At 67.4% G+C, this 19,247-nt stretch carries 18 protein-coding genes; 12 read left to right on the top strand and 6 right to left on the bottom strand.

The window, feature by feature from the left end; translation table 11 throughout:
- The first annotated feature begins 89 nt into the window (after positions 1-89).
- Both HY019_RS08845 and HY019_RS08840 read left to right on the top strand, forming a co-directional pair.
- Entirely contained in the window at positions 90-887 is a 798-nt protein-coding gene (locus tag HY019_RS08845) for a Crp/Fnr family transcriptional regulator (protein WP_290690638.1), read from the top strand.
- 54 nt (positions 888-941) lie between these two features.
- Complete coding sequence (locus HY019_RS08840; protein ID WP_290690635.1) at positions 942-1,478, top strand: TlpA disulfide reductase family protein; 537 nt, start codon at positions 942-944, stop codon at positions 1,476-1,478.
- 30 nt (positions 1,479-1,508) lie between these two features.
- On the opposite strand, the gene HY019_RS08835 is transcribed toward HY019_RS08840, so the two are convergent.
- Entirely contained in the window at positions 1,509-2,465 is a 957-nt protein-coding gene (locus tag HY019_RS08835; RefSeq protein ID WP_290690632.1) for a TonB-dependent receptor, read from the bottom strand.
- A 159-nt stretch (positions 2,466-2,624) separates the two neighbouring features.
- Here HY019_RS08835 and HY019_RS08830 point away from each other — a divergent pair, with 159 nt between their 5' ends.
- Genes HY019_RS08830 through HY019_RS08820 form a run of 3 tightly spaced genes read left to right on the top strand, consistent with a single transcriptional unit; the run spans position 2,625 to position 6,424 of the window.
- A complete protein-coding gene (locus HY019_RS08830) occupies positions 2,625-4,523 on the top strand; it encodes a protein kinase (protein ID WP_290690622.1) in 1,899 nt (632 codons plus the stop codon).
- Between the two features lie 18 nt (positions 4,524-4,541).
- Positions 4,542-5,615 carry a polysaccharide deacetylase family protein gene (locus HY019_RS08825; protein ID WP_290690619.1) on the top strand — a complete coding sequence of 358 codons (1,074 nt, stop codon included), beginning with the start codon at positions 4,542-4,544 and terminating at the stop codon, positions 5,613-5,615.
- Positions 5,612-6,424 (top strand): hypothetical protein, encoded by an 813-nt coding sequence (locus HY019_RS08820; RefSeq protein WP_290690615.1) that lies wholly within the window; start codon positions 5,612-5,614, stop codon positions 6,422-6,424. The genes HY019_RS08825 and HY019_RS08820 overlap by 4 nt, the downstream gene beginning before the upstream one ends.
- Here HY019_RS08820 and HY019_RS08815 read toward each other — a convergent pair.
- Positions 6,408-7,352, bottom strand: a complete 945-nt coding sequence (locus HY019_RS08815; protein WP_290690613.1) for a LysM domain-containing protein — start codon at positions 7,350-7,352, stop codon at positions 6,408-6,410. The two genes, HY019_RS08820 and HY019_RS08815, sit on opposite strands and share 17 nt — an antisense overlap.
- Before the next feature lie 143 nt (positions 7,353-7,495).
- On the opposite strand from HY019_RS08815, the gene HY019_RS08810 reads away from it, so the two are divergent.
- From HY019_RS08810 to HY019_RS08785, 6 genes are all read left to right on the top strand, one after another.
- Positions 7,496-7,951 (top strand): hypothetical protein, encoded by a 456-nt coding sequence (locus HY019_RS08810; protein WP_290690611.1) that lies wholly within the window; start codon positions 7,496-7,498, stop codon positions 7,949-7,951.
- A 158-nt stretch (positions 7,952-8,109) separates the two neighbouring features.
- Entirely contained in the window at positions 8,110-9,420 is a 1,311-nt protein-coding gene (locus HY019_RS08805) for a TolC family protein (protein ID WP_290690609.1), read from the top strand.
- An 8-nt stretch (positions 9,421-9,428) separates the two neighbouring features.
- The gene (locus HY019_RS08800) at positions 9,429-10,088 is read left to right on the top strand and encodes a hypothetical protein (RefSeq protein ID WP_290690607.1); all 660 of its coding nucleotides are present in this window, start codon (positions 9,429-9,431) and stop codon (positions 10,086-10,088) included.
- Between the two features lie 14 nt (positions 10,089-10,102).
- On the top strand, positions 10,103-11,275 hold the full coding sequence (locus tag HY019_RS08795; protein ID WP_290690605.1) for an efflux RND transporter periplasmic adaptor subunit: 1,173 nt from the start codon (positions 10,103-10,105) through the stop codon (positions 11,273-11,275).
- A 30-nt stretch (positions 11,276-11,305) separates the two neighbouring features.
- On the top strand, positions 11,306-14,419 hold the full coding sequence (locus HY019_RS08790) for an efflux RND transporter permease subunit (protein ID WP_290690603.1): 3,114 nt from the start codon (positions 11,306-11,308) through the stop codon (positions 14,417-14,419).
- A 40-nt stretch (positions 14,420-14,459) separates the two neighbouring features.
- On the top strand, positions 14,460-14,954 hold the full coding sequence (locus HY019_RS08785; protein WP_290690601.1) for a hypothetical protein: 495 nt from the start codon (positions 14,460-14,462) through the stop codon (positions 14,952-14,954).
- A gap of 7 nt (positions 14,955-14,961) precedes the next feature.
- Here the strand turns inward: HY019_RS08785 and HY019_RS08780 are convergent, their stop codons facing one another.
- The 4 genes from HY019_RS08780 to HY019_RS08765 all read right to left on the bottom strand — a co-directional run bounded on the left by HY019_RS08780 (position 14,962) and on the right by HY019_RS08765 (position 18,712).
- A complete protein-coding gene (locus HY019_RS08780) occupies positions 14,962-16,359 on the bottom strand; it encodes a hypothetical protein (RefSeq protein ID WP_290690598.1) in 1,398 nt (465 codons plus the stop codon).
- 103 nt (positions 16,360-16,462) lie between these two features.
- Positions 16,463-17,344 (bottom strand): acyl-CoA thioesterase II, encoded by an 882-nt coding sequence (locus HY019_RS08775; RefSeq protein WP_290690596.1) that lies wholly within the window; start codon positions 17,342-17,344, stop codon positions 16,463-16,465.
- A 138-nt stretch (positions 17,345-17,482) separates the two neighbouring features.
- The gene (locus HY019_RS08770; protein WP_035036842.1) at positions 17,483-17,674 is read right to left on the bottom strand and encodes a hypothetical protein; all 192 of its coding nucleotides are present in this window, start codon (positions 17,672-17,674) and stop codon (positions 17,483-17,485) included.
- Positions 17,675-17,812: 138 nt separating this feature from the next.
- Positions 17,813-18,712 (bottom strand): LysR family transcriptional regulator, encoded by a 900-nt coding sequence (locus HY019_RS08765; RefSeq protein ID WP_290690591.1) that lies wholly within the window; start codon positions 18,710-18,712, stop codon positions 17,813-17,815.
- Positions 18,713-18,856: 144 nt separating this feature from the next.
- On the opposite strand from HY019_RS08765, the gene HY019_RS08760 reads away from it, so the two are divergent.
- Positions 18,857-19,234 carry a cupin domain-containing protein gene (locus HY019_RS08760; RefSeq protein ID WP_290690589.1) on the top strand — a complete coding sequence of 126 codons (378 nt, stop codon included), beginning with the start codon at positions 18,857-18,859 and terminating at the stop codon, positions 19,232-19,234.
- Positions 19,235-19,247 lie beyond the last annotated feature (13 nt).

Genomic DNA, 19,247 nt, shown 5'->3' with positions numbered 1-19,247 from the left:
CACGGGCCGCTGATCCTAGGTGGCGATCAAGGCCACGTCACTGACCGTGCAGGCCAAACATTGGCCTTGGCGCAATTGGTTTTCCCTAGATGAATTCGGCCGCCGACACCATCAAGATGAGCCCCTTTCCGCCCCCCTGCACGCACCGCCAGCGCATGCCCGCCATGCAAGTCACCCGCACCTACATCGAAGACATCCTCGGCACGGACGCCTGGTTTGCCAGCCTGCCGCCGGCCATGCAGCAAGGCATGCTGGACATCGCCTCCACCAAACGTTTGAGCAAAGGCCAGAGCCTGTTCTCAAGGGGCGAGGCCACCGATGGCGTCTACTGCCTGCTGGAGGGGCGACTGTCCGCGCGGGATGGCAGCGAGCATGGCGATGAGGCCGTGCAGCTGCACCTCTGCCCGGTCTTCTGGTTCGGTGAAATGGGCCTGTACGACAAGCTGCCGCGCGCCCACCACATCCGCGCCGAATCGCCCGCGCTGCTGCTGTGGCTGGACAACCAGCGCTTGCGTCAGCTCCTGCACGAGCAGCCCTCGCTCTGGTTCCACTTCGGCCTGCTGCTGACACAAAAATTGAGGCTGGCGCTCTTCGCGCTCGATGGCCGCACGCTGCAATCCAATGAGTTGCGCGTTGCGCGCACGCTGCTGATGATGGCCAAGCTCTACACCCCCGGCAAGCAGGACGTGAGGCTGCGCCTGCCGGTGGCGCAGCACGAAGTGGCCGACATGCTGGGCATGTCGCGCCAGACCGTCAATCTCTCGCTGCAACGGCTCAAGGCCGATGGCCTGATCGACATGGCCTACAACAAGATCGAGATCACGCATCTGCTTGCGCTGCAAGAGAAAGTGCGCTTTGCCCACTGGCTGCCCGTGAGCGCGCAGTAAGCCGCCCCACGGCCCGCTCTACACTGGCGGCCTGGCTCTCTTCCTTGCCCGATCATGCTGTCGCACCTCACCTCGCCCAATGCCACCTGCGAAGACCACACTCGCCGCCAGGCCTTGGCCGGTTTGGCCAGTTTCGCCGGCTTGATGGTGACCAGGCCGGCACGCGCCTGGGGCGAGCCCCCCGCCGTGTCGATCAAGGGCGCCTTGCTGGACGGCCAGCCATTTGCCAGCGAGGCCCTCAAGGGCCAGGTGCTGCTGGTGAACTTCTGGGCCTCATGGTGCGCGCCTTGCCGGGCCGAGATGCCCGAGATCGAGGCCTACTACCGCGCCCACCGCGCGCAAGGGCTGGCCGTGCTGGCACTGAGCATGGACGAGCCCGCCGACGAGGCCAAGGTGCGCGAGCTGGCCAAGGGCTGGAGCTTCCCCGTGGCCCTGATGCCGCAGGTCAAGCTCAGCGGCTTTGACCGCATCTGGCGCATGCCCGTGTCGGCCGTGATCGACCGTCAGGGCAAGCTGGTCAAGCAGGACTGGTTCGTGCAGACCGGGCTCAATGCGGCCCAGCTGGATGCCGTCATCAAGCCCTTGTTGTGAAGCGCTGCCGCGGCAACGCCTCGGGCCGCATCAATAGCTGTAATGCACGCCCAGCGAGAAGCTGCTGCGCGGCTCGATCTGCAGGCCGTTGACACGCTGGTAGACCGGCACCTGGAAAAAACCATACAGCTTGAACTGGTTCGTGAGGTTCACAGTGGCACCCGGGCTCAGGTAGACCAGGGTGGCGCCGGAGTTGTCGACATCGGCGTTGTCACCGGCCTCGCGCCGCTCGATGCGCGCATTGAGCTGCAACTGCGGCACCACCATGCCCGCCGACACATAACGCACCCCGGCTGACAGGTTCATGCCCATGCCGGGCTTGAACTCGTCCTTGGCCGTGAGCGGCAGCTGCAGCAGGCCTTGGGCAAAGTAGTCAAGGTGCTGGTTGATGGGGCCAAAGCGGTACAGGCCCAGCAAAAGGTCGGTCGAGCCTGTGCCCGGCTGCAGGCCGCGGTCCAGGGCCTCACCGGCTTGCGGGCCGCCGTTGAAGCGCTCGCTCGTCTTGCCCGTGGGCAGCTTCAGGCCGAACTGCACGCCCCAGTTGCGCTCGGGTGAAAAGCCCTGGTAGCGGCCCAGCACGCGCGCATCACCCCAGGCGCCCGAACGCGAGGTGGACACATCCGTATCACCGTCCACGATGGTCTCGTGGTAGCGGTTGATGTAGGGCAGCTGCAGGCTGACACCCCAGTCGGCGTTGATGCCGTAATCCAGCGTCAAGGTGGTATTGCGGTTGGCCGTTTTTTGCTGGATTTCCTGCTCGGCCGGGTAGCTCACCTGCCCCGCGTCAAAGCGGCCCGTGCCCGTGCGCAACTCGTCCTGGTTGAAGTAGTCATAACGCAGGTCCACACTCAGGCCGGTGCGCGTCGTGAACCCCTGGCTCGCCCAATCGGCGTTCAAGGTGCAACCGCAGCTGGAGCAGGCCAGCGCCAGGGAGGGGCATGCGGCCATCAGGGCCATCGCGGCGTTCAGCGGGAAACGGGATTTCATGGGGTGGTGAGCAGACATCAGTGAAGCGGCGATGTTACCCGTGCCCCCCTGCACCATCCTTGATCTGCGGGGCTTGATTCGCGATCAGTCTGCTGCGACCATCAAAACTTGACCCGCATCACGTCAAGCACCATGACGACCAAACCAGGAGAAGGCCCCATGAACCAGCCCAACGCAGAGGGCCAGGACCTGCCCGACGAAGACAGCGAGGCCACGATCATTGTGCCGGTCTCGCAACAGGCCCGGTACTTTGCCGCCGCAGCGGCCGCGACCAAGGCGGCCCCGACACCGAGTGCGGCGGCCGACACCCTGCCCCCCGCTCAGCCCGCTGCCGCCACCGAGCCGCCTTCTGGCACCCACGGCAGTACGCTCCCGGGCACGCTCCCGCCTGGCACCCTGCCGGGCGCCGGGCAACACCCTGGTGATCTGATCACGCGCCAGGTGGGCCGCTACGAAGTGCGCGACTGCCTGGGCCGTGGTGGCATGGCCACGGTCTACCGGGCACACGACCCCGGCATCGGGCGCGACGTGGCCATCAAGTTCCTGCACGCCTCGCTGTGCGCCGACACCGACTGCCGCGAGCGTTTCCTGCGCGAGGCCCGTGCGGCCGGCGGCCTGTCGCACCCCAATATCGTGGTCGTCCATGACGTCGGCGAGATCGAAGACCGGCCCTATATGGCCATGGAGCTGCTGGACGGCGCCTCGCTGGCCGACATCCTGAGCGAAGGCAAGGCCCTGCCCATCCGCGACACCGTGGTGATGGGCATCCAGCTGGCACGCGCACTGGACTACGCGCACAAACACGGCATCGTCCACCGCGACATCAAACCCGGCAACATCGTGCGCCTGAAGGACGCCCACACCATCAAGGTGACCGACTTCGGCATCGCCCACGTCGAGAACACCAAGGGCGAGCAGCACACGCGCTCTGGCGAGGTACTGGGCACGCCGCAGTACATGTCGCCCGAGCAAACGGTGGGCGGCAAGATCGACGGTCGATCCGACCTGTTCTCGGCCGGTGTGGTGCTCTACCAGATGCTCACCGGCCAGCGGCCGTTCCAGGGCGACAGCATCGTGTCGATTGCCCTGAAGATCGCCAAGGAGCAGCCCACCCCGCTGGACAAGCTGCGCCCCGACGTGCCCACGGCCCTGCGCCGCATCGTGGACCGCTGCATGGCCAAGCCGCCCGAGCAGCGCTTTCAGTCCGGCAAGGAGCTGGCCGATGCCCTGGTCAAGGTGCTGGCCGAGATCGACGAAGCCGCGCTGGCCCGCAACCGCCCGCGCATCATCCCCTTGCGGGTCAAATGGGCCCTCACCATGGGCCTGATCGTGGCCGTGGTCATGGGCCTGACCGCCACGGTGACCACCAAGCGGCAGTACGCGGCCATGCTCAGCCAGGTGACCGACAACGGCGCCGCCCTGTCACGCTTCATCGCGGCGCAGAACGCCTTGGCCGTGCTGTCCGACGACTGGGTGGCGGTGGATGTGGCCTTGCAGGAGATCATGAAGACCAAGGACTTCGACAGCGTCACCGTCATCGACCGCGCGGGGGTGGTGCGTGCCGCCAGCAATGGGGCCCTGGTGGGCAAGCCTTACCAGCCCCCACCCAGCGAAGCCCTCGGAGACAAAGCCGGCCAGATCAAGACCTGGCGCTACACCATGCAGGGCAAAGGCAGCGGCACGGCCATTGGCTTTGAGGCCCCCATCACCTTTGCCAGCAAGAGCCTGGGCCGTGTCGTGCTGGGCCTGCCTGAAGCCCCGCTCACACAGGTGGCGCGCCTGTCCATGACGCTGATGGCCGTGCTGGTGGTGGTCACCGTGCTGGCCGTGGCCCTGGCCATGTACTTCGTGGCCAACTGGTTTGCCCGCCCGATCAAGCTGGTGGCCGACTCCATGGAGCAGATCGCCAAGGGCCGTTTCGACCACCGCATCGCCGAGCACCGCAAGGACGAGTTCGGCGAGCTGTACGTGTCCTTCGACCAGATGGCCCAGGCCCTGCAGGACCGTGCAGCTGGGGCCGCGGCCACCACCATGCCGCCACACAAGGCGGCAGCCTGAGCGCACCGGGGGGCCCACATGCAGCGTTGCACTCAGGGCTGGCGCGTCATGCAGGCCTTGCGCCGTGTGCAGACCGCGCTTGGCGCGCTGGCGCTGGCGCTGCTGGCCTCCTGCGCTCATTCGCCACAAACCGGCGGCCCTGCATCCATGGCGGGCGCGACACCACCCGGCAAGGTGCTCGGCCGCAGCGACAAGCTGTTGATCTACCAGCGCGCCCCCGGCGAAACCCTGCGCCAGGTGGCCGCGCGCTTTCTGGGCTCAGCCGAGCGCGACTGGGAAATCGAGGACTTCAACAAGCTGCCCCCCACCGCCGATGGGCCACAGGCCCAGCAGACACTGGTGATCCCGCTCACGCAGCGCAACCCCCTGGGCGTGTACAGCGACCGCTACCAGACCGTCCCCATCCTCTGCTACCACCGCTTCGGCCGCACCAGCAACGGCAAGATGACGGTGTCGACCACGGCCCTGGCGGCCCAGCTGGAGTGGCTGGTGCGCAACCAGTTTCACGTGCTCAAGCTCGCCGACCTGCGGGACTGGCTGGACGGCAAGCGCGCCCTGCCCTTGCGCTCGGTGGTGATCACGGCCGACGATGGCTACGCGTCCTTCTACCACCATGCCTTCCCGCTGCTCAAGCAATACGGCCTGCCCGCCACCTTGTTTGTGTACACGGACTTCATCGGTGCCGGCGACGCCGTCGACTGGGCCGAACTGCAGGAGATGAGCCGCTCCGGCCTGGTCGATGTGGCCGCCCATTCGCGCACCCACCGCAACCTGATCGAGCGCCAGCCCAACGAGACCGACGAGGCCTACCAGCAGACGCTGCTCAACGAAATCCGCACACCGCAAACGCTGCTGTCGCAAAAGCTGGGCATCCCCATCGCGCACTTTGCCTACCCCTATGGCGACGCCAACGAGGCCGTGCTCACGACCATGGCGCGCCAGCGTTACCAGCTGGCCGCCACCGTGAACCCGGGCGGCAATGCCTTCTTCTCCGAACCCCTGATGCTCCGGCGCACCATGATCTACGGTGACATGAGCCTGGAGGACTTCAAGGCGCGCCTGCAGATCAGCCGCGCAACAGGTGGCCGATGACGCTGCGCCGCACCTCGCGCCCTGCCCGCTCGGCCCACGGTGTGCTCGCCCTGAGCCTGGCGGCGGCGCTGCTGAGCGCGTGCACCACCACGCCCCCGGTCAGCGGCACACGGCGCGAGGCCGCGCCACAAAGCGCCTTCGAGCAACAACAACTGGCGAGGGCCCGCGCGCAAGCCGCCCAAGGGCACCTGGCCGAAGCCGCCACCCATTGGGAAGTGCTCAGCGTGCTGCGCCCCGGTGAGCCCAGCTACAGCCAGCAACTGGCCCAGGTGCGCGCACAGATTGAACGCGAAGCCAGCACCGAGTTGAGCGCCGCCAAAGCGGCCCGCCAGCGCGGTGCGGTCGACGACGCCATGGCGCACTACCTGGCCGTGCTCGCCCTGCAGCCCGACAACGAGACGGCGGCCGACGCCTTGCGCGCCATCGAGCGCGAGCACAACAAGCGCGATCACCTGGGGCGGGCCTCCCGCCTGACGCTGAGCAGCCGCTCGCAAAAAGACAGCCTGCAGGCCGGTGGCCAGACCGCCACCAGCTTGTCAGCCCAGCGCAATGACCTGGAGCACGCGGCGCTGCTGGCCGGCCAGGGCGAATTCGATGACGCCATCACGCTGCTCAACCAGCGCCTGAAGACACGCCCTCAGGATGGCGCAACACGCGAGCTGCTGGCCGACGTCTACTTCAGCCAGGCCGAAGCCCTGGCCCCGCGCAACAAGGACGGCGCGGTGGGCGCACTGAGGAAATGCCTGCAGCTGCTGCCCCGCCACGCGGCCGCGCGCCACCTGCTGACCCAGCTCACTTCAAAGCCTTGACCTTTTCCTTCAGGGCGATGGCTTTTTGCCGCTCCAGACGGGCGGTGTCATTGCCGGGATCCAGCTCCAGCACCTTGCTCCAGTTGGCGATGGCGCCATCCAGATCCTGGCGGGCCAGCGAAGCACGCGCCTTCTGGGTGTGCTGCTCGATCAGCTTCTGGCGCTGCGCCTCGGCCTTGGCTTTGGCGGCGGCCGCCGTGTCCACGGCCGGCGCCGGGGCAGGCTCGGCGGCGGGGGGAACGGGCACCACAGCCGGCACCGACGCGGCCACTGCAGGCGCAACGGGCACAGCAGGCGTGGCAGGCATCACTGCGGCCGGCGGCGCGACAGGCGTCGGGGCTTGACGGGATGACTTGGGCGCGGGCTTCACGGTCGAACGCGCAGGCTCACGCTCCTCCGCGGGCGCGCGGCCCGGCACCCGGATCACCTGTCCACCCGCCACCTGCTTGGGCACCTTGATGTCGTTGTAGCGGGCCAGGCCGTAGAACAGGTAGATGTCGCCCATGAAGTGCCCAGCGATCCGCGACAGGGACTCCCCCGGCTTGACCGTGTAGCTGAAGGACTCGCGGCCGAACAGGCTCACCGGATCCAGGTTCAACTGGCGCAAGAGGCTCACGGCCAGCTTGTTGTTCGGGTCCAGGTTCACGGCCTTGCGCAACAGGGCGCGGGCCTCATCCTCGTGGCCGTCTTCCAGCTCTTCGACCGCAGCCTGGGCTTCTTTCTGCGCCTGCACCTGTGCGGCGGCGCTGGGCGGCACCCCCGGTGCGGCCGGCTCGGGTGGCCCCATCTGGGCGGCCCCGGGCACCGGCCCCTGCAACACGGGCTCGGCAGGCGGGTGTTTGGACGCACAGGCGACGAGCAGGCCGGCCATGGCCAAAACGGCGGCCCGTGCTCCCCAGGCCCGCCAGATTGATTGAGTTGCTTGCATAGTGATGTCCATTTTGCAGCGTTTCCATTACATTGATGCGCTACGCTTTGAGCGCGGTCAGATGGCCGCTTGCAAAAAAGCCTTGACCTTCCCCCTGTGTCAGGGTTCATAGTAAACACATCTGCCCACATCGCGCCACGCCCATGCCGTTTCGCCCCAGCCTTCACCACCAGCGCCGCTTCTGCGGCCTGTTGCTGTTGCTGTGGCTGTTCGCGGTGCTCAGCGGCACGGTCAACGCCTGTGTGCTGGCCGAAAACGCCCCGTCAAACCAGCCTGCCCACCACGAACATGGCGGGCACGCGCTGGCCCATGAGGACATGGAAGAGGCTGGGCACCTGAACGGGCACCTGCATGCAGACGACGCGGCCCACCACCATGCAGACGAGCACGTGGCGTGCCACAAGTTCTGCCAGGACGAGGCCCGCACCCTGCCCCCCAACAAGCACCTGGATGGCGCCGACTTTGCGCCCGTCCTGCTGCTGTACGGCAGCCCCCTGCTGCCCGAGGCGACAGCCCCCCCGTCTGTCGCACATGCGCCGCAACGGCCCCAGGCCCACGGCCCCCCCCTGGTCATTCGCCTTCTGCGTCTGACCCTATGACACCCCCAGGCAACTGATCTGGCCCGGACAGGCACGTCCGCGCCAGCGGTTGCCTTTTGTCTGGCTCCGCGCGGCTTGGCCGCGACCGGGGCCATTCGCCGTGCCCCTCGCGCCCCTCAAGCCCCGCGTGCCTCGTGCACGCCCAACGCCAGTCCATCATGCGCACTTGTCTCTTGCGCCAGATCGCCCGCCTGCTGCCCCTGCTGCTGACCCTCGGCAGCCTGGGCGTGCAGGCCCAGGATCTGCCCGCCACCTCATCCGGCTCGCTTGCCTCACCACCGGCCACCCTGGCCGATGCCCTGGCCCAGGCCAGCGCGCGCGACCCCCAGGCCGCCCAGCTGAACGAGCGGCTGAACCAGGCCCAGGCCGGCATCGACCTGGCCCGCAGCCTCACCCCCGGTCCGGCCGCCGTGTCGCTCAACCACCTGAACGACCGCTTGCAACAGAACCAGGGGCGTCGCGAATGGGAGGTCGAGGTGGCCTCCCCCTTGTGGTTGCCTGGCCAGCAAGGCGCCAGCCAACGCCATGCCGAGCGCACCTTGGCCGAACTGCAAGCCCGCCTGGCCCTGCGCCAGCTGGAGCTGGCCGGCGCGCTGCGTGAGCAATGGTGGCAACTTGCCCAGGCCCGTGCCGCACGCGAGCTCGCCCAGCAGCGCCTGCAAACCGCCAACGACCTGGCGCAGAGCGTGCAGCGCCGCTACCAGAGCGGCGACGTCGCCCGTGTGGACGCGAACCTGGCGCACGCCGAACGCCTGAGCGCCCAGGCCGAAGCCCTGGATGCGGACACCGCCTTGCTGCAAGCCCAGCAGGCCTACACGGCCCTGACCGGCATGGCACCACCGCCCAGCTTGCCGCCCGAGCCCGCCCCCGATCCTGCCCCGGCCACCTTGCCAGGCGCCGCTTCCACCGACACGGCCGCCACCGAGCTGGAGGCCCACCCGCAATGGCAAGCCCTGCAACGCGCCGTGGACCTGGCCAACAGCCGCCTCACCTTGCTGGACAACAGCCGCCGCGATGCCCCCGAACTGGCCCTGCGCTGGACCACGCAGCGCGGCGACGCCCTCAGCCCCTACGACCAGGCCGTGGGCATCAAGCTCACCGTGCCCCTGGCATCCAGCGACCGTGTGCGCCAGGACAGCGCCGGCGCACGGGCCGAACTGGCCCAGGCCGACCGCGAACTGGCACAGACACGCACACGGCTGGCGCAGGCCCTGCAAAGCGCACAGACCGAGCTAGTCACCACCCGGGCCCAGCAAGCGCTGGCCGCGCAGCGCAGCGCCCTGACGGCCGACAACCTGAAGCTGGCCCAACGCGCCTTCGACCTGGGCGAGCAGGATCTCGCCACCTTGCTTCGCGCGCGCAGCGCCGACCACGAAGCCAGGGCCTGGCTCACCCGCCAGACCTTCGCCTACCAGGCCGCCGTGTCGCACCTTCAACAGGCCAAAGGTCTGCTGCCCACCCAACCATGAAGCCCGCCATGCACCCGCACCGCCCCCTTTCACACCAGGCTCTGCGCCGGGCCCTGAGCTTGGCCCCAACCCTGGCCCTGGTTCTCGCCCTGACCTTGACGCTCGCCCACGCCCCCGCCTGGTCACATGGCGGCGAAGACCATGGCGACACGCCTGCGGCCAGCACCCCGGCCCAGCAAGCCCCGCGTGCCAGCGCACAGACCGACAGCTTCGAGCTGGTGGCCGTGCTGGATCAGGGTGACGCCCAGCACCCGGCCACCTTGACCATCTACCTCGACCAGCTCGACACCAACGAGCCCGTGGCCCAGGCCAGCATCGACGTGGAAAGCGGTGCGTTCAAGGCCAGCGCCCAGCCCGTAGGCCCCGGCGTCTATACCGTGCCGGGCAGCGCGTTTGCCAAACCCGGGCGCTACCCCCTGACCTTCACCGTGCAAAGCGGTGACACCGCCGACCTGCTCGACGCCACGCTGGTGACCGGCGCACACGATGCCCATGGCGGCGAGCCCACCCAGGCCGCTGGTACGGCACACAAGCTCTGGCCCTGGCTGGCCGCAGGCGTGGCCGTGCTGATCGCCCTCGGCGCCGCCGCAGCCTTGTCGGCTCGCCGCCGGCAACGTCGCGGCACGCACAGCGCCACACACAGCAGCAGCCACACCGGCCCGGTCTGACAGAAAGCCCTACCATGATGACCCTCCGCATGCCCCCCCTTCAGCCCACGCTGCAGCGTGGCGCCGCCACCTTGCTCATGCTGGCCGGCCTCGCTTTGACGAGCACCGCACACGCCCATGGCGACGAACCCCACGACAACCCGCCCGCCACCGCGCCCGGCCCCAAGGCGGCCAGCGTTTCATTCAAGGACGCCAGCGCCCCCCAGCGCCTGCCCGACGGCAGCCTGTGGCTACCCAAGACCGTGCAGCGCCAATGGGGGCTGCGCACCGTGCCAGCCAAGGTGCAAACCCATGCCCTGGCGCTGGAGCTCAACGGCAAGGTGCTGCCCGACCCCAATGCAGGCGGCCGCGTGCAGGCCACCCAGGCCGGTCGCATCGAGGCGGGCCCCAGCGGCCTGCCCGTGCTGGGCACCGCGGTGCGCAAAGGCCAGGTGCTGGCCTACCTGCGCCCCGTGAGCAGCAGCCTGGAGCGCGGCAACCAGCAAGCGGCACTGGCTGACCTGGATGCGCAGCACGCCGTGGCCGAGCGCAAGCTGGCCCGCTATGCGCAACTCGAAGGCGCCATCCCGCAAAAGGACATCGACGCGGCCCGCATCGAGCGCGACGCGCTGCAACAGCGCCGCGCCGCCGTGCGCGGCAGCCTCAACCAGCCTGAAGCCCTGATCGCGCCTGTCGACGGCATGCTGGCCGCCAGCAACGTGGTGCTGGGCCAGGTGGTCGATGCCCGCGAGGTGCTGTTCGACATCGTCGACCCGGCCCGCCTGATGGTGGAAGCGCTGGTCTATGACGCGGCCCAGACCCGCGGCCTGAGTGAAGCCAGTGCCACCGTGCCTGGTGGTGTGGTCACGCTGCGCTTTGCGGGCGGTGGCCAGCAATTGCGCGAGCAGGCCATGCCCGTGCTGTTTCGCGTCACCCACAGCACCGCGCCCCTGGCCGTAGGCCAGACGCTGCAGCTCACCGTGCGCAGCCCGCAGGCCATCCAGGGCGTGGCCATCCCGCGCAGCGCGCTGGTGCGTCGAAGCGCGGGCGACACCGTCGTGTGGGTGCACGACGCACCGGAGCACGTCGCGCCGCGCGTGGTCAGCACCGCGCCGCTGGACGCGCTGCGTGTCGTCGTGACACAAGGTCTGCACGAGCACGACCGCATCGTCACCGATGGTGCCAGCCTGCTGGCCCAGGTCCGCTGATGTGCACCCCACGCGTCGAGAAAGGTCCTCATGTTTGACGCCCTCATCCACACCAGCCTCAGGCAACGCCTGATCGTGCTGGCCCTGGCCATGCTGCTGGTGCTCTATGGCGCCTTCATCGCCAGCCAGATGCCGGTCGATGTCTTCCCCGACCTGAACAAGCCCACCGTGACGCTGATGACCGAAGCCGGCGGCATGGCCCCGGAAGAAGTCGAGCAACTGGTCACCCTGCCGATCGAGACCAGCCTCAACGGCATGCCCGGCGTGACACGGGTGCGCTCGGTATCGGGTATCGGTCTGTCGGTGATCAACGTCGAGTTCGACTGGGGCTCGGACATCTACCTCCATCGGCAACAGGTCAATGAGCGCCTGGGCCTGGTGCGCGATCAGCTGCCCACCGGCATCACGCCGCAACTGGGGCCCATCTCGTCCATCATGGGTGAGATCCTGCTGATTGCCCTGCCCGCCGATCCGGCCCTGGTCAGCCCCATGCAGACGCGCGAGTACGCCGACTGGGTCATGCGCCCGCGCCTGCTGACCATCCCGGGTGTCGCCCAGGTCATCCCCATCGGGGGCGAGGTGCGGCAATACCGTGTGGAGGTGCAGCCGGAGCAACTGCGTGCCCTGGGCATCGAACGCACCCAGCTGGCGTCGGCCCTGCAGGACTTCGGCAGCAACACCAGCGGGGGCTTTCTGCAGGCCAATGGCCGCGAGTACCTGGTGCGCCAGATCGGGCGCACCAGCCGCATCGAGGACCTGCAGCGCGTCGTCGTCGGCGTGCGCAACGGGCAAGCCATCTTGCTGATGCAGGTCGCCAAGGTCAGCATCGTGGCCGCCACCAAACGGGGCGACGCCAGCTACCAGGGCAAGCCCGCGGTGATCATGTCGGTGCAAAAGCAACCTGGCGCTGACAGCGTGCGCGTCACGCACGAGGTGGAGCAGGCCCTGCGCGAGCTGGCCAGATCACGCCCCACCGGGGTGGCCGAGCCGCGTTTCCTGTTCAAGCAGGCTGACTTCATCACGCACTCGGTGAACAACGTGGAAGAGGCCCTGCGCGATGGCGCCGTGCTGGTGGCCATCGTGCTGTTCATGTTCCTGCTCAATGTGCGCACCACCTTGATCTCGCTGAGCGCGATCCCGCTGTCGCTGCTGGTCACCGCGCTGGTGTTCCACTTCATGGGCCTGTCCATCAACACGATGACACTGGGTGGCCTGGCGATTGCCATTGGCGAGCTGGTGGACGATGCGGTGGTGGGCGTGGAGAACGTGCTGCGCCGCCTGCAGCTCAACCGCGATGCCGCCGAGCCCCGGCCCGCGGCCGAGGTGATCGCGCGCGCCACGCTGGAGGTGCGCTCGGCCATCGTCTACGCCACGCTGATCATCGTGCTGGTCTTCGTGCCGCTGTTCGCGCTGCCGGGCATCGAAGGGCGTTTCTTCGCGCCACTGGGCGTGGCCTACATCGTGTCCATCCTGGCCAGCATGCTGGTGTCGGTCACCGTCACGCCGGTGCTCGCCTTTTACCTGCTGCCCAAAATGGTTCAAGGGCAAACCAAGGGCCCCCATGACAGCCCGCTGGTGCGCGGCCTCAAGCGCATCAACACTGGCGTGCTGCACTGGGCCTTTGCGCATGGCCGCACGCTGCTGGCGCTGTCGGCACTGGCGGCCATCACGGCCGTGGCCTCGCTGGCCTGGATGCCGCGCGCCTTCCTGCCGCCCTTCAACGAAGGCACACTGACCATCAGCCTCTTGCTCAACCCCGGCACCTCGCTGGCCGAATCCGACCGCGTCGGCACCCTGGCCGAACAACTGATCGCCAGCGTGCCCGAAGTCGTACAAGTGGGCCGCCGCACCGGGCGCGCCGAGCAGGACGAACACGCCGAAGGGGTGCACTCCTCCGAGATCGAGGTGGACCTCAAGCCCTCCGACCGGTCGCGCGAGCAGGTCATGGCCGACCTGCGCACCCGCCTGGCGGCGCTGCCTGCTGCGGTCAGCATCGGCCAACCCATCTCGCACCGGCTGGACCACCTGCTCTCGGGCGTGCGCGCGCAGATTGCGCTGAAGGTCTATGGCGACGACCTCGACACCTTGCGCGGCCTGGCCGCCGACCTGCAATCACGCCTGCAAGCCGTGCCCGGCCTGACCGATCTGCAAACCGAAAAGCAGGTGCTGATACCGCAACTCAAGATCCGCATCGACTACGACGCGGCCTCGCGCCTGGGCGTGGCACCCGGCCCCTTGCTGCGCACCTTGCAGGAGCTGATCGAGGGCGAGCGCATCGGGCAGATCGCGCAAGGCAACCGCCGCTTCGACCTCGTGATGCGCCTGCCCGACACCCGGCGTGACGCCACCCACCTCGACAGCCTGCTGATCGAAACGCCCACGGGCCATGTGCCCTTGTCGCAAGTGGCCAGTGTGGAAGACGGCGACGGGCCCAACCAGATCAACCGCGAGAACGCACGGCGGCGCATCGTGATTTCGGCCAACACGAATGGCCGCGACCTGTCCGCCGTGGTGGCCGACATCCGCCAGGTGCTGGCCGCGCAGCACCTGCCCGAGGGCTACAACACCGCGCTGGAAGGGCAATTCCAGGCCCAGGAGCAGGCCTCGCAACGCATGGCCTGGCTCAGCCTGATCTCGCTGGGCCTGATCTTCATGGTGCTCTACAGCCGCTACCGCTCGGTGGTGCTCACCGCCATCATCATGGCCAACATCCCGCTGGCCCTGGTCGGCAGCGTGGTGGCGCTGTGGTGGTCCGGGCAGCCCTTGTCCGTCGCGGCCCTGGTGGGCTTCATCACGCTCACGGGCGTGGCCACGCGCAACGGCATCCTCAAGATCAGCCACTACATCAACCTGTGCCGCAACGAAGGCGAGACCTTCAGCCAGACCTTGATCGTGCGCGGCTCGCTGGAGCGCCTCACCCCCGTGTGGATGACCGCGCTGGTGGCCGCCTTTGCCCTGTTGCCGCTGTTGATGTCGGCCAGCGCGCCAGGCAAGGAGATCCTGCACCCCGTGGCTGTGGTGATCTTCGGTGGCCTGATCAGCGCCACGCTGCTGGACACCGTGCTCACGCCCGTGATGTTCTGGCTGTGGGGGCGCCAACCCCTTGAACACTTGCTGGACGCCCGGCAAGACGAGCCCTTCTGACCTCCCCCTCGTCCCTCCCCTTTTGACAAGGAGCAACACCATGACTGCATCCACCTTGAACCCCGCACGCCGCACCTGGATGGCCACTGCCCGCGTCGGCCTGATCGGGCTGATGGGCCTGGCTGGCCTGATGGCCCACGGCATCAGCCTGGCGCATGACGACGCCTACCTGGACACACTCACCACCCCACATGGCGGGCAGCTCCGCATGGCGGGCGCACTGCACCTGGAGCTGGTGGTCAACCAGGCCGGCCAGGACGCCAAGGATCGCCCCATCGAGGTGTATGTGACCGACCATGCCGGCACCAAACAGCCCACAGCCGGCGCGAGTGCCACCATCACACTGCTGTCGGGCAAACACAAGGTCACGGCCGCGCTCAAGCCCGATGGCGACAACAAGCTCAAGGGCCTGGCCAGCTATGCGCCCACGCCAGACCTGAAGGCCATCGTGAGTGTGACCATGCCTGGGCAAGACGCGCAGCAGGCGCGCTTCACACCGCTGGCGCCACGGGCAGGCCACCCCAGCAAGCCTTGAGCCGGCGTCATCGGCCCGCGGACATGACACCGCAGCGTTCCAGCAAGGCCTGCCCGATCACGGGGTCAGGCTTGCCAGTCATGTCGGGCGCCATATAGCCATCGACTTGCTGGTCGCTGCCCATCAAGGGCGACAAGGCCATCCAGCTGGCCATCAAGGGCGACATCTGGGGAGCCAGCGCCGGGCCTGAAAGGGGCGGCGCAATGATCTGGTGCTCACCCAAACCCGGCAGCGGTTGCCAGCTCAGCACACGGGCCTTGTCGATGATCACGCGCCGGACCAGCGAGCGCCCCTTCGGGACGCCATCCTCGCGCACCGAGGATGCCCAGTGCACCGAGTTCACGTGCGTTGCCTCATCGCTGTGCACAACCAGCGGGGCAAATTCCAGCACCACCTGGGAGCCGATGCGGGTGCGGATGGTCACGGGGCAAATCGACGTGGCCTTATCCTCGCCAACTTCCATGCACACGCGCTGCCCCAATGCCTCGTTGACCTCCTGACACCCCCTGCCCGACACCACCACCCTGGCGGCATTGATCTCGCCCACGCCCAGCAGTTGAACCGCGATCACGGAGAACACAGAGAAGTTGCCCGTTGCGCTCAAGACCAGCACGAGCAGCGCTGGCGCCAGTACCGCAGCCAATCGGGCCATGCCACGCCCTTCCATGCTGGCGATCAGCCAGGCGGCGAACGCAATGGACAGCACCAGCACGAAGAGCAGGAACACCGCCTGCCCACCACTGGCCGTGCGGATGTCGCCAGAGCGGCCGATCAGCACGATGAAGGTCACCGGCAGAACCAGCAAGGCGGCTGACAGCCAGATCACCGCACACGACCACAAGGCGGTCTGGCAGGGCCGCGTACAGGCATCGAAGTACGGCGTCGATTTGGACAAGGGGCTGGCAGGACTGGGGCCCATCATCCAGCGACGATCCAGCCAGACGCCCAGAATGGGCGATCCGATGCTGATCACGCCAGCCAGTACCCAGCCCCACGCATTGGGCATCAGCTCGAACAGGCACAAGAGCGCCAACGCCCAGATGGCCGCAAACGCCAGTGCAATCAGAAAAAGATGCCAGGGTCCTACGTTGCGCGCGACCGTGCGGGCGGTCGCCAGCAGCCAACCAGGCATGACCAGCACCAGCATCGTGTAGATGCCAATGAACAGCCCCAGCAGGGCCACGGCATACAACAAAGACGTTGCCGACTCGAGGTTGACATCCGGCATGAAGCCGATGCGCCCGAAGTACATCAGGACAAGCAGCCCGCCGAAGACCAGGGTGCCCGTCGAGAGTGACTTGATCGGGTTGTCGAGAAGATAGTCCAGCAGCCGGTCGGCAAGGGACGGCGCAGGCGCACAGGCCTGGTCCGCCGCCGCGCCCGGGGTCGCGGTGGTAGGTGTCATGTTGCTCTCTGAAATGAATGATCAGCGCAAGTTTGTGCTTGCGTCTGGCCCCCTGCGGCAAGCCGCACGGGCACAGCAACATATCACCAGATCGGGCGGGGCGTCAGCGCTTGAGCCAGGGCCGCACCATGCCCTCCTGCATCACCGAGGCCACCAGCTGCCCATCGCGTGTGTAGAAGCGGCCCTGGCACAAGCCACGCGCGCCACCCGCGCTGGGCGAGTCAAAGACATACAGCAGCCAGTCGTCCAGCCGGAAGTCACGGTGGAACCACATGGCGTGGTCCAGGCTGGCCAGGCGCACCTCGCCCCGAAACAGGCTCAGGCCGTGCGGCGCGATGGCCGCCAGCAGCAGGCCATGGTCCGAGCCATAGGCCAGCAAGGCGCGGTGCACGACGGGGTCATCCGGCAAGGGCGCCATGGCGCGCACCCAGATGGCGATGCTGCCTTCACGCTTGGGTGGGTTCAACAAGTCCACAGGCTCGACCGGGCGGTATTCGAGCCCGCGCGGCGCCAGGGTCTTGTCATGGAAGTAAGGCGGCAGATGCGGGATGAGCGCCTGACGCAACGCGTGCTCGCTTTGCAGCCCTTCGGGGCCCACCACCTGCGGCATGCTTGCCTGGTGCTCGACACCATCAGAGGCGGTCTGGAAGGAGGCATTCATCTCGAAGATGATGTTCTCGCCTTGCCGGGCCACCACACGGCGCATGCTGAAGCTGCGGCCATCCCGCACGCGGGTCACTTCATAGTCGATGGGGGCGTGTTCGCCGGGCAGCAGGAAGTAGCCATGCAGCGAATGTACAGGCCGGTCGTCAGCCACGGTCAGGTAGGCGGCCCGCAAGGCCTGTCCCAAAACCTGCCCCCCAAACACCGCAGGGGTGCCGATGTTGTCGCTCTGGGCGCGGAAGTGGTCACCTCCCACGGCATCCAGTTGCATCAAGGCCAGCAGTTGGTCAACCTGTTGACGGGCGTGGGTGAAATCGGTCATGGGCACAGCAGACAAGGGATACAAACACAGCGTTGCAGTATGCAGGCTTTGCCCATGCTGCACGTGATGCCGTCACCCTTGGCCCCATGAAAAAAGGCCGGGGCATGGCCCGGCCTTCTGGTGCAAACCTGAAAAGGTTTACTTGCTGGCAGCAGGTGCAGCGGCTTCGGTCTTGGCAGCAGCCTTGGCCTTGTGGTGCTTGACCTTGTGGTGCTTGGCAGCGGGGGCCGAAGCAGCAGCCGGGGCGCTGGCAGCGGCAGCAGGTGCCTGAGCGAAGGAAGCGGCAGCGAACAGACCCAGAGCGGCAGCGATGATGAGCGACTTTTTCATGATGAACCTTTCAGTACAGAACCAGTTTGGCGGTTTGGTGGTGGCTGATCTGCTCAGCCATGGTTCCTTAACGGGGCCTTGGTGCCAGCGGTTGACAGGCCGCAGAAAAATTCTGAACAAACGGGCTGAGGGGCAGGTTCAACGCGCCCTGTCACGCAAGGCTTGCAGCGCATCCAGCGCAAGGCGCACACGCGGCGGCATCAGGCGCGATGAAGGCATGACCGCGCTGACGGGCATGGGCGCAGGGCGGCATGCCGGCAGGACCTCGACCAGCTGGCCGCACGCCAGTTCATCACGGGCCATGTAGTCAGGGATCTGCGCCAGGCCCAGCCCGCCCACCGCGGCGGCCACCATGCCCTCGCCATCGTTGACCATCGCCCTGGGCTCGGGATGCAGCTCCACCTGCCGCCGCCCCTGGCGCAACTGCCATGGCCGGTTGCGCCCCGAGGAAGGTTGGCGAAACAGCACGGCCGCATGGGCCGAGACCTCTTCGATGCGCGAGGGCGTGCCGTGTAAGGCCAGGTAGTCGGGGCTGGCCACAACGATGAGTTGCTGCGAATCAATGCGTTTGGCAATCAAGGTGGAGTCCCGCAGCGTGCCAACACGGATGGCCAGGTCCAGGCCATCGCGCACGATGTCCGAGTAACTGTCCTGCAAGCGCACATCCAGCTGCAAGGTGGGGTGCTCGCGCACCAGTTGGGCCAGCAAGGGCAGCACGAAACGGCGGCCATAGGTGATGGGCACGTCGATGCGCAAGGTGCCCGTGGGCTGGGCGCGTGCCCCCGCGGCTTCGGCCTGCAGGTCTTCGACCTCGGCCAGCACACGCTCGCAACGCTTGAACAAGCGCTCGCCGTCCGGCGTGAGGGTGACACGCCGTGTGGTGCGGTGAAAGAGCTTGACGCCCAGACCTTCTTCCAGACGGGCCACGCTCTTGGCGATGGTGGAAGGCGAGCTGCCCAGGTCCCGCGCGGCCTCGGCAAAGCTGCTGCGCCGCGCCGTCTGCGCAAAAGCCAGGAATTGCTGTAGTCCGGTGCTCATGAGGTGGCCGACGATGGATTGCCGAATATTTGTCGGCAATGTTACGACACTGAAGCCCGTTCTCAAGCAGGCGGCAAATCCAGATACTGCCAACAGTCCAAGGCGCCCCGGACCTTCATCAACTCAACCGAACGTGGAGAAACCATGAAAGTCAACGACGACGCTCGCCCCAAGGCGAGCCCCATTCCCGGCATTGCCCACATCACCCTGGCCAGCCACGCCGATGGCCTGAGCGAGTTGTCCGTCTGGCGCCAGACCATGAGCCCCGGTGCCGCCACCCCGCCTCACCACCATGACTGCGATGAGGTCGTGCTGTGCCTGGCCGGTTGGGGCGAGGTGCACAGCCATGGCCAGGTGCAACGCTTTGGCGCAGATGCCACCTTGATCCTGCCTGCCGGGCGCGATCACCAGATCTTCAATGTCGGCCCCACGCCGCTGGAGACGATCGGCATCCTGGCCGCCACCCCGGTCGTGACCCGCCAGCCAGATGGCGTCGAGCTGACGCTGCCCTGGAACAGCTGACACCACACGGAGA

Source organism: Aquabacterium sp. (assembly GCF_016195855.1).
Lineage (GTDB): Bacteria > Pseudomonadota > Gammaproteobacteria > Burkholderiales > Burkholderiaceae_C > Aquabacterium.
This window is presented reverse-complemented; position numbering and strand designations above follow the sequence as displayed.

Coding starts and splice junctions, on each gene's coding strand:
- HY019_RS08765 (WP_290690591.1), bottom strand. CDS start 18,712: ATGAGCACCGGACTACAGCAATTCCTGGCTTTTGCGCAGACGGCGCGG.
- HY019_RS08830 (WP_290690622.1), top strand. CDS start 2,625: ATGAACCAGCCCAACGCAGAGGGCCAGGACCTGCCCGACGAAGACAGC.
- HY019_RS08775 (WP_290690596.1), bottom strand. CDS start 17,344: ATGACCGATTTCACCCACGCCCGTCAACAGGTTGACCAACTGCTGGCC.
- HY019_RS08825 (WP_290690619.1), top strand. CDS start 4,542: ATGCAGCGTTGCACTCAGGGCTGGCGCGTCATGCAGGCCTTGCGCCGT.
- HY019_RS08795 (WP_290690605.1), top strand. CDS start 10,103: ATGATGACCCTCCGCATGCCCCCCCTTCAGCCCACGCTGCAGCGTGGC.
- HY019_RS08815 (WP_290690613.1), bottom strand. CDS start 7,352: ATGCAAGCAACTCAATCAATCTGGCGGGCCTGGGGAGCACGGGCCGCC.
- HY019_RS08790 (WP_290690603.1), top strand. CDS start 11,306: ATGTTTGACGCCCTCATCCACACCAGCCTCAGGCAACGCCTGATCGTG.
- HY019_RS08810 (WP_290690611.1), top strand. CDS start 7,496: ATGCCGTTTCGCCCCAGCCTTCACCACCAGCGCCGCTTCTGCGGCCTG.
- HY019_RS08840 (WP_290690635.1), top strand. CDS start 942: ATGCTGTCGCACCTCACCTCGCCCAATGCCACCTGCGAAGACCACACT.
- HY019_RS08820 (WP_290690615.1), top strand. CDS start 5,612: ATGACGCTGCGCCGCACCTCGCGCCCTGCCCGCTCGGCCCACGGTGTG.
- HY019_RS08835 (WP_290690632.1), bottom strand. CDS start 2,465: ATGAAATCCCGTTTCCCGCTGAACGCCGCGATGGCCCTGATGGCCGCA.
- HY019_RS08780 (WP_290690598.1), bottom strand. CDS start 16,359: ATGACACCTACCACCGCGACCCCGGGCGCGGCGGCGGACCAGGCCTGT.
- HY019_RS08770 (WP_035036842.1), bottom strand. CDS start 17,674: ATGAAAAAGTCGCTCATCATCGCTGCCGCTCTGGGTCTGTTCGCTGCC.
- HY019_RS08785 (WP_290690601.1), top strand. CDS start 14,460: ATGACTGCATCCACCTTGAACCCCGCACGCCGCACCTGGATGGCCACT.
- HY019_RS08800 (WP_290690607.1), top strand. CDS start 9,429: ATGCACCCGCACCGCCCCCTTTCACACCAGGCTCTGCGCCGGGCCCTG.
- HY019_RS08805 (WP_290690609.1), top strand. CDS start 8,110: ATGCGCACTTGTCTCTTGCGCCAGATCGCCCGCCTGCTGCCCCTGCTG.
- HY019_RS08845 (WP_290690638.1), top strand. CDS start 90: ATGAATTCGGCCGCCGACACCATCAAGATGAGCCCCTTTCCGCCCCCC.
- HY019_RS08760 (WP_290690589.1), top strand. CDS start 18,857: ATGAAAGTCAACGACGACGCTCGCCCCAAGGCGAGCCCCATTCCCGGC.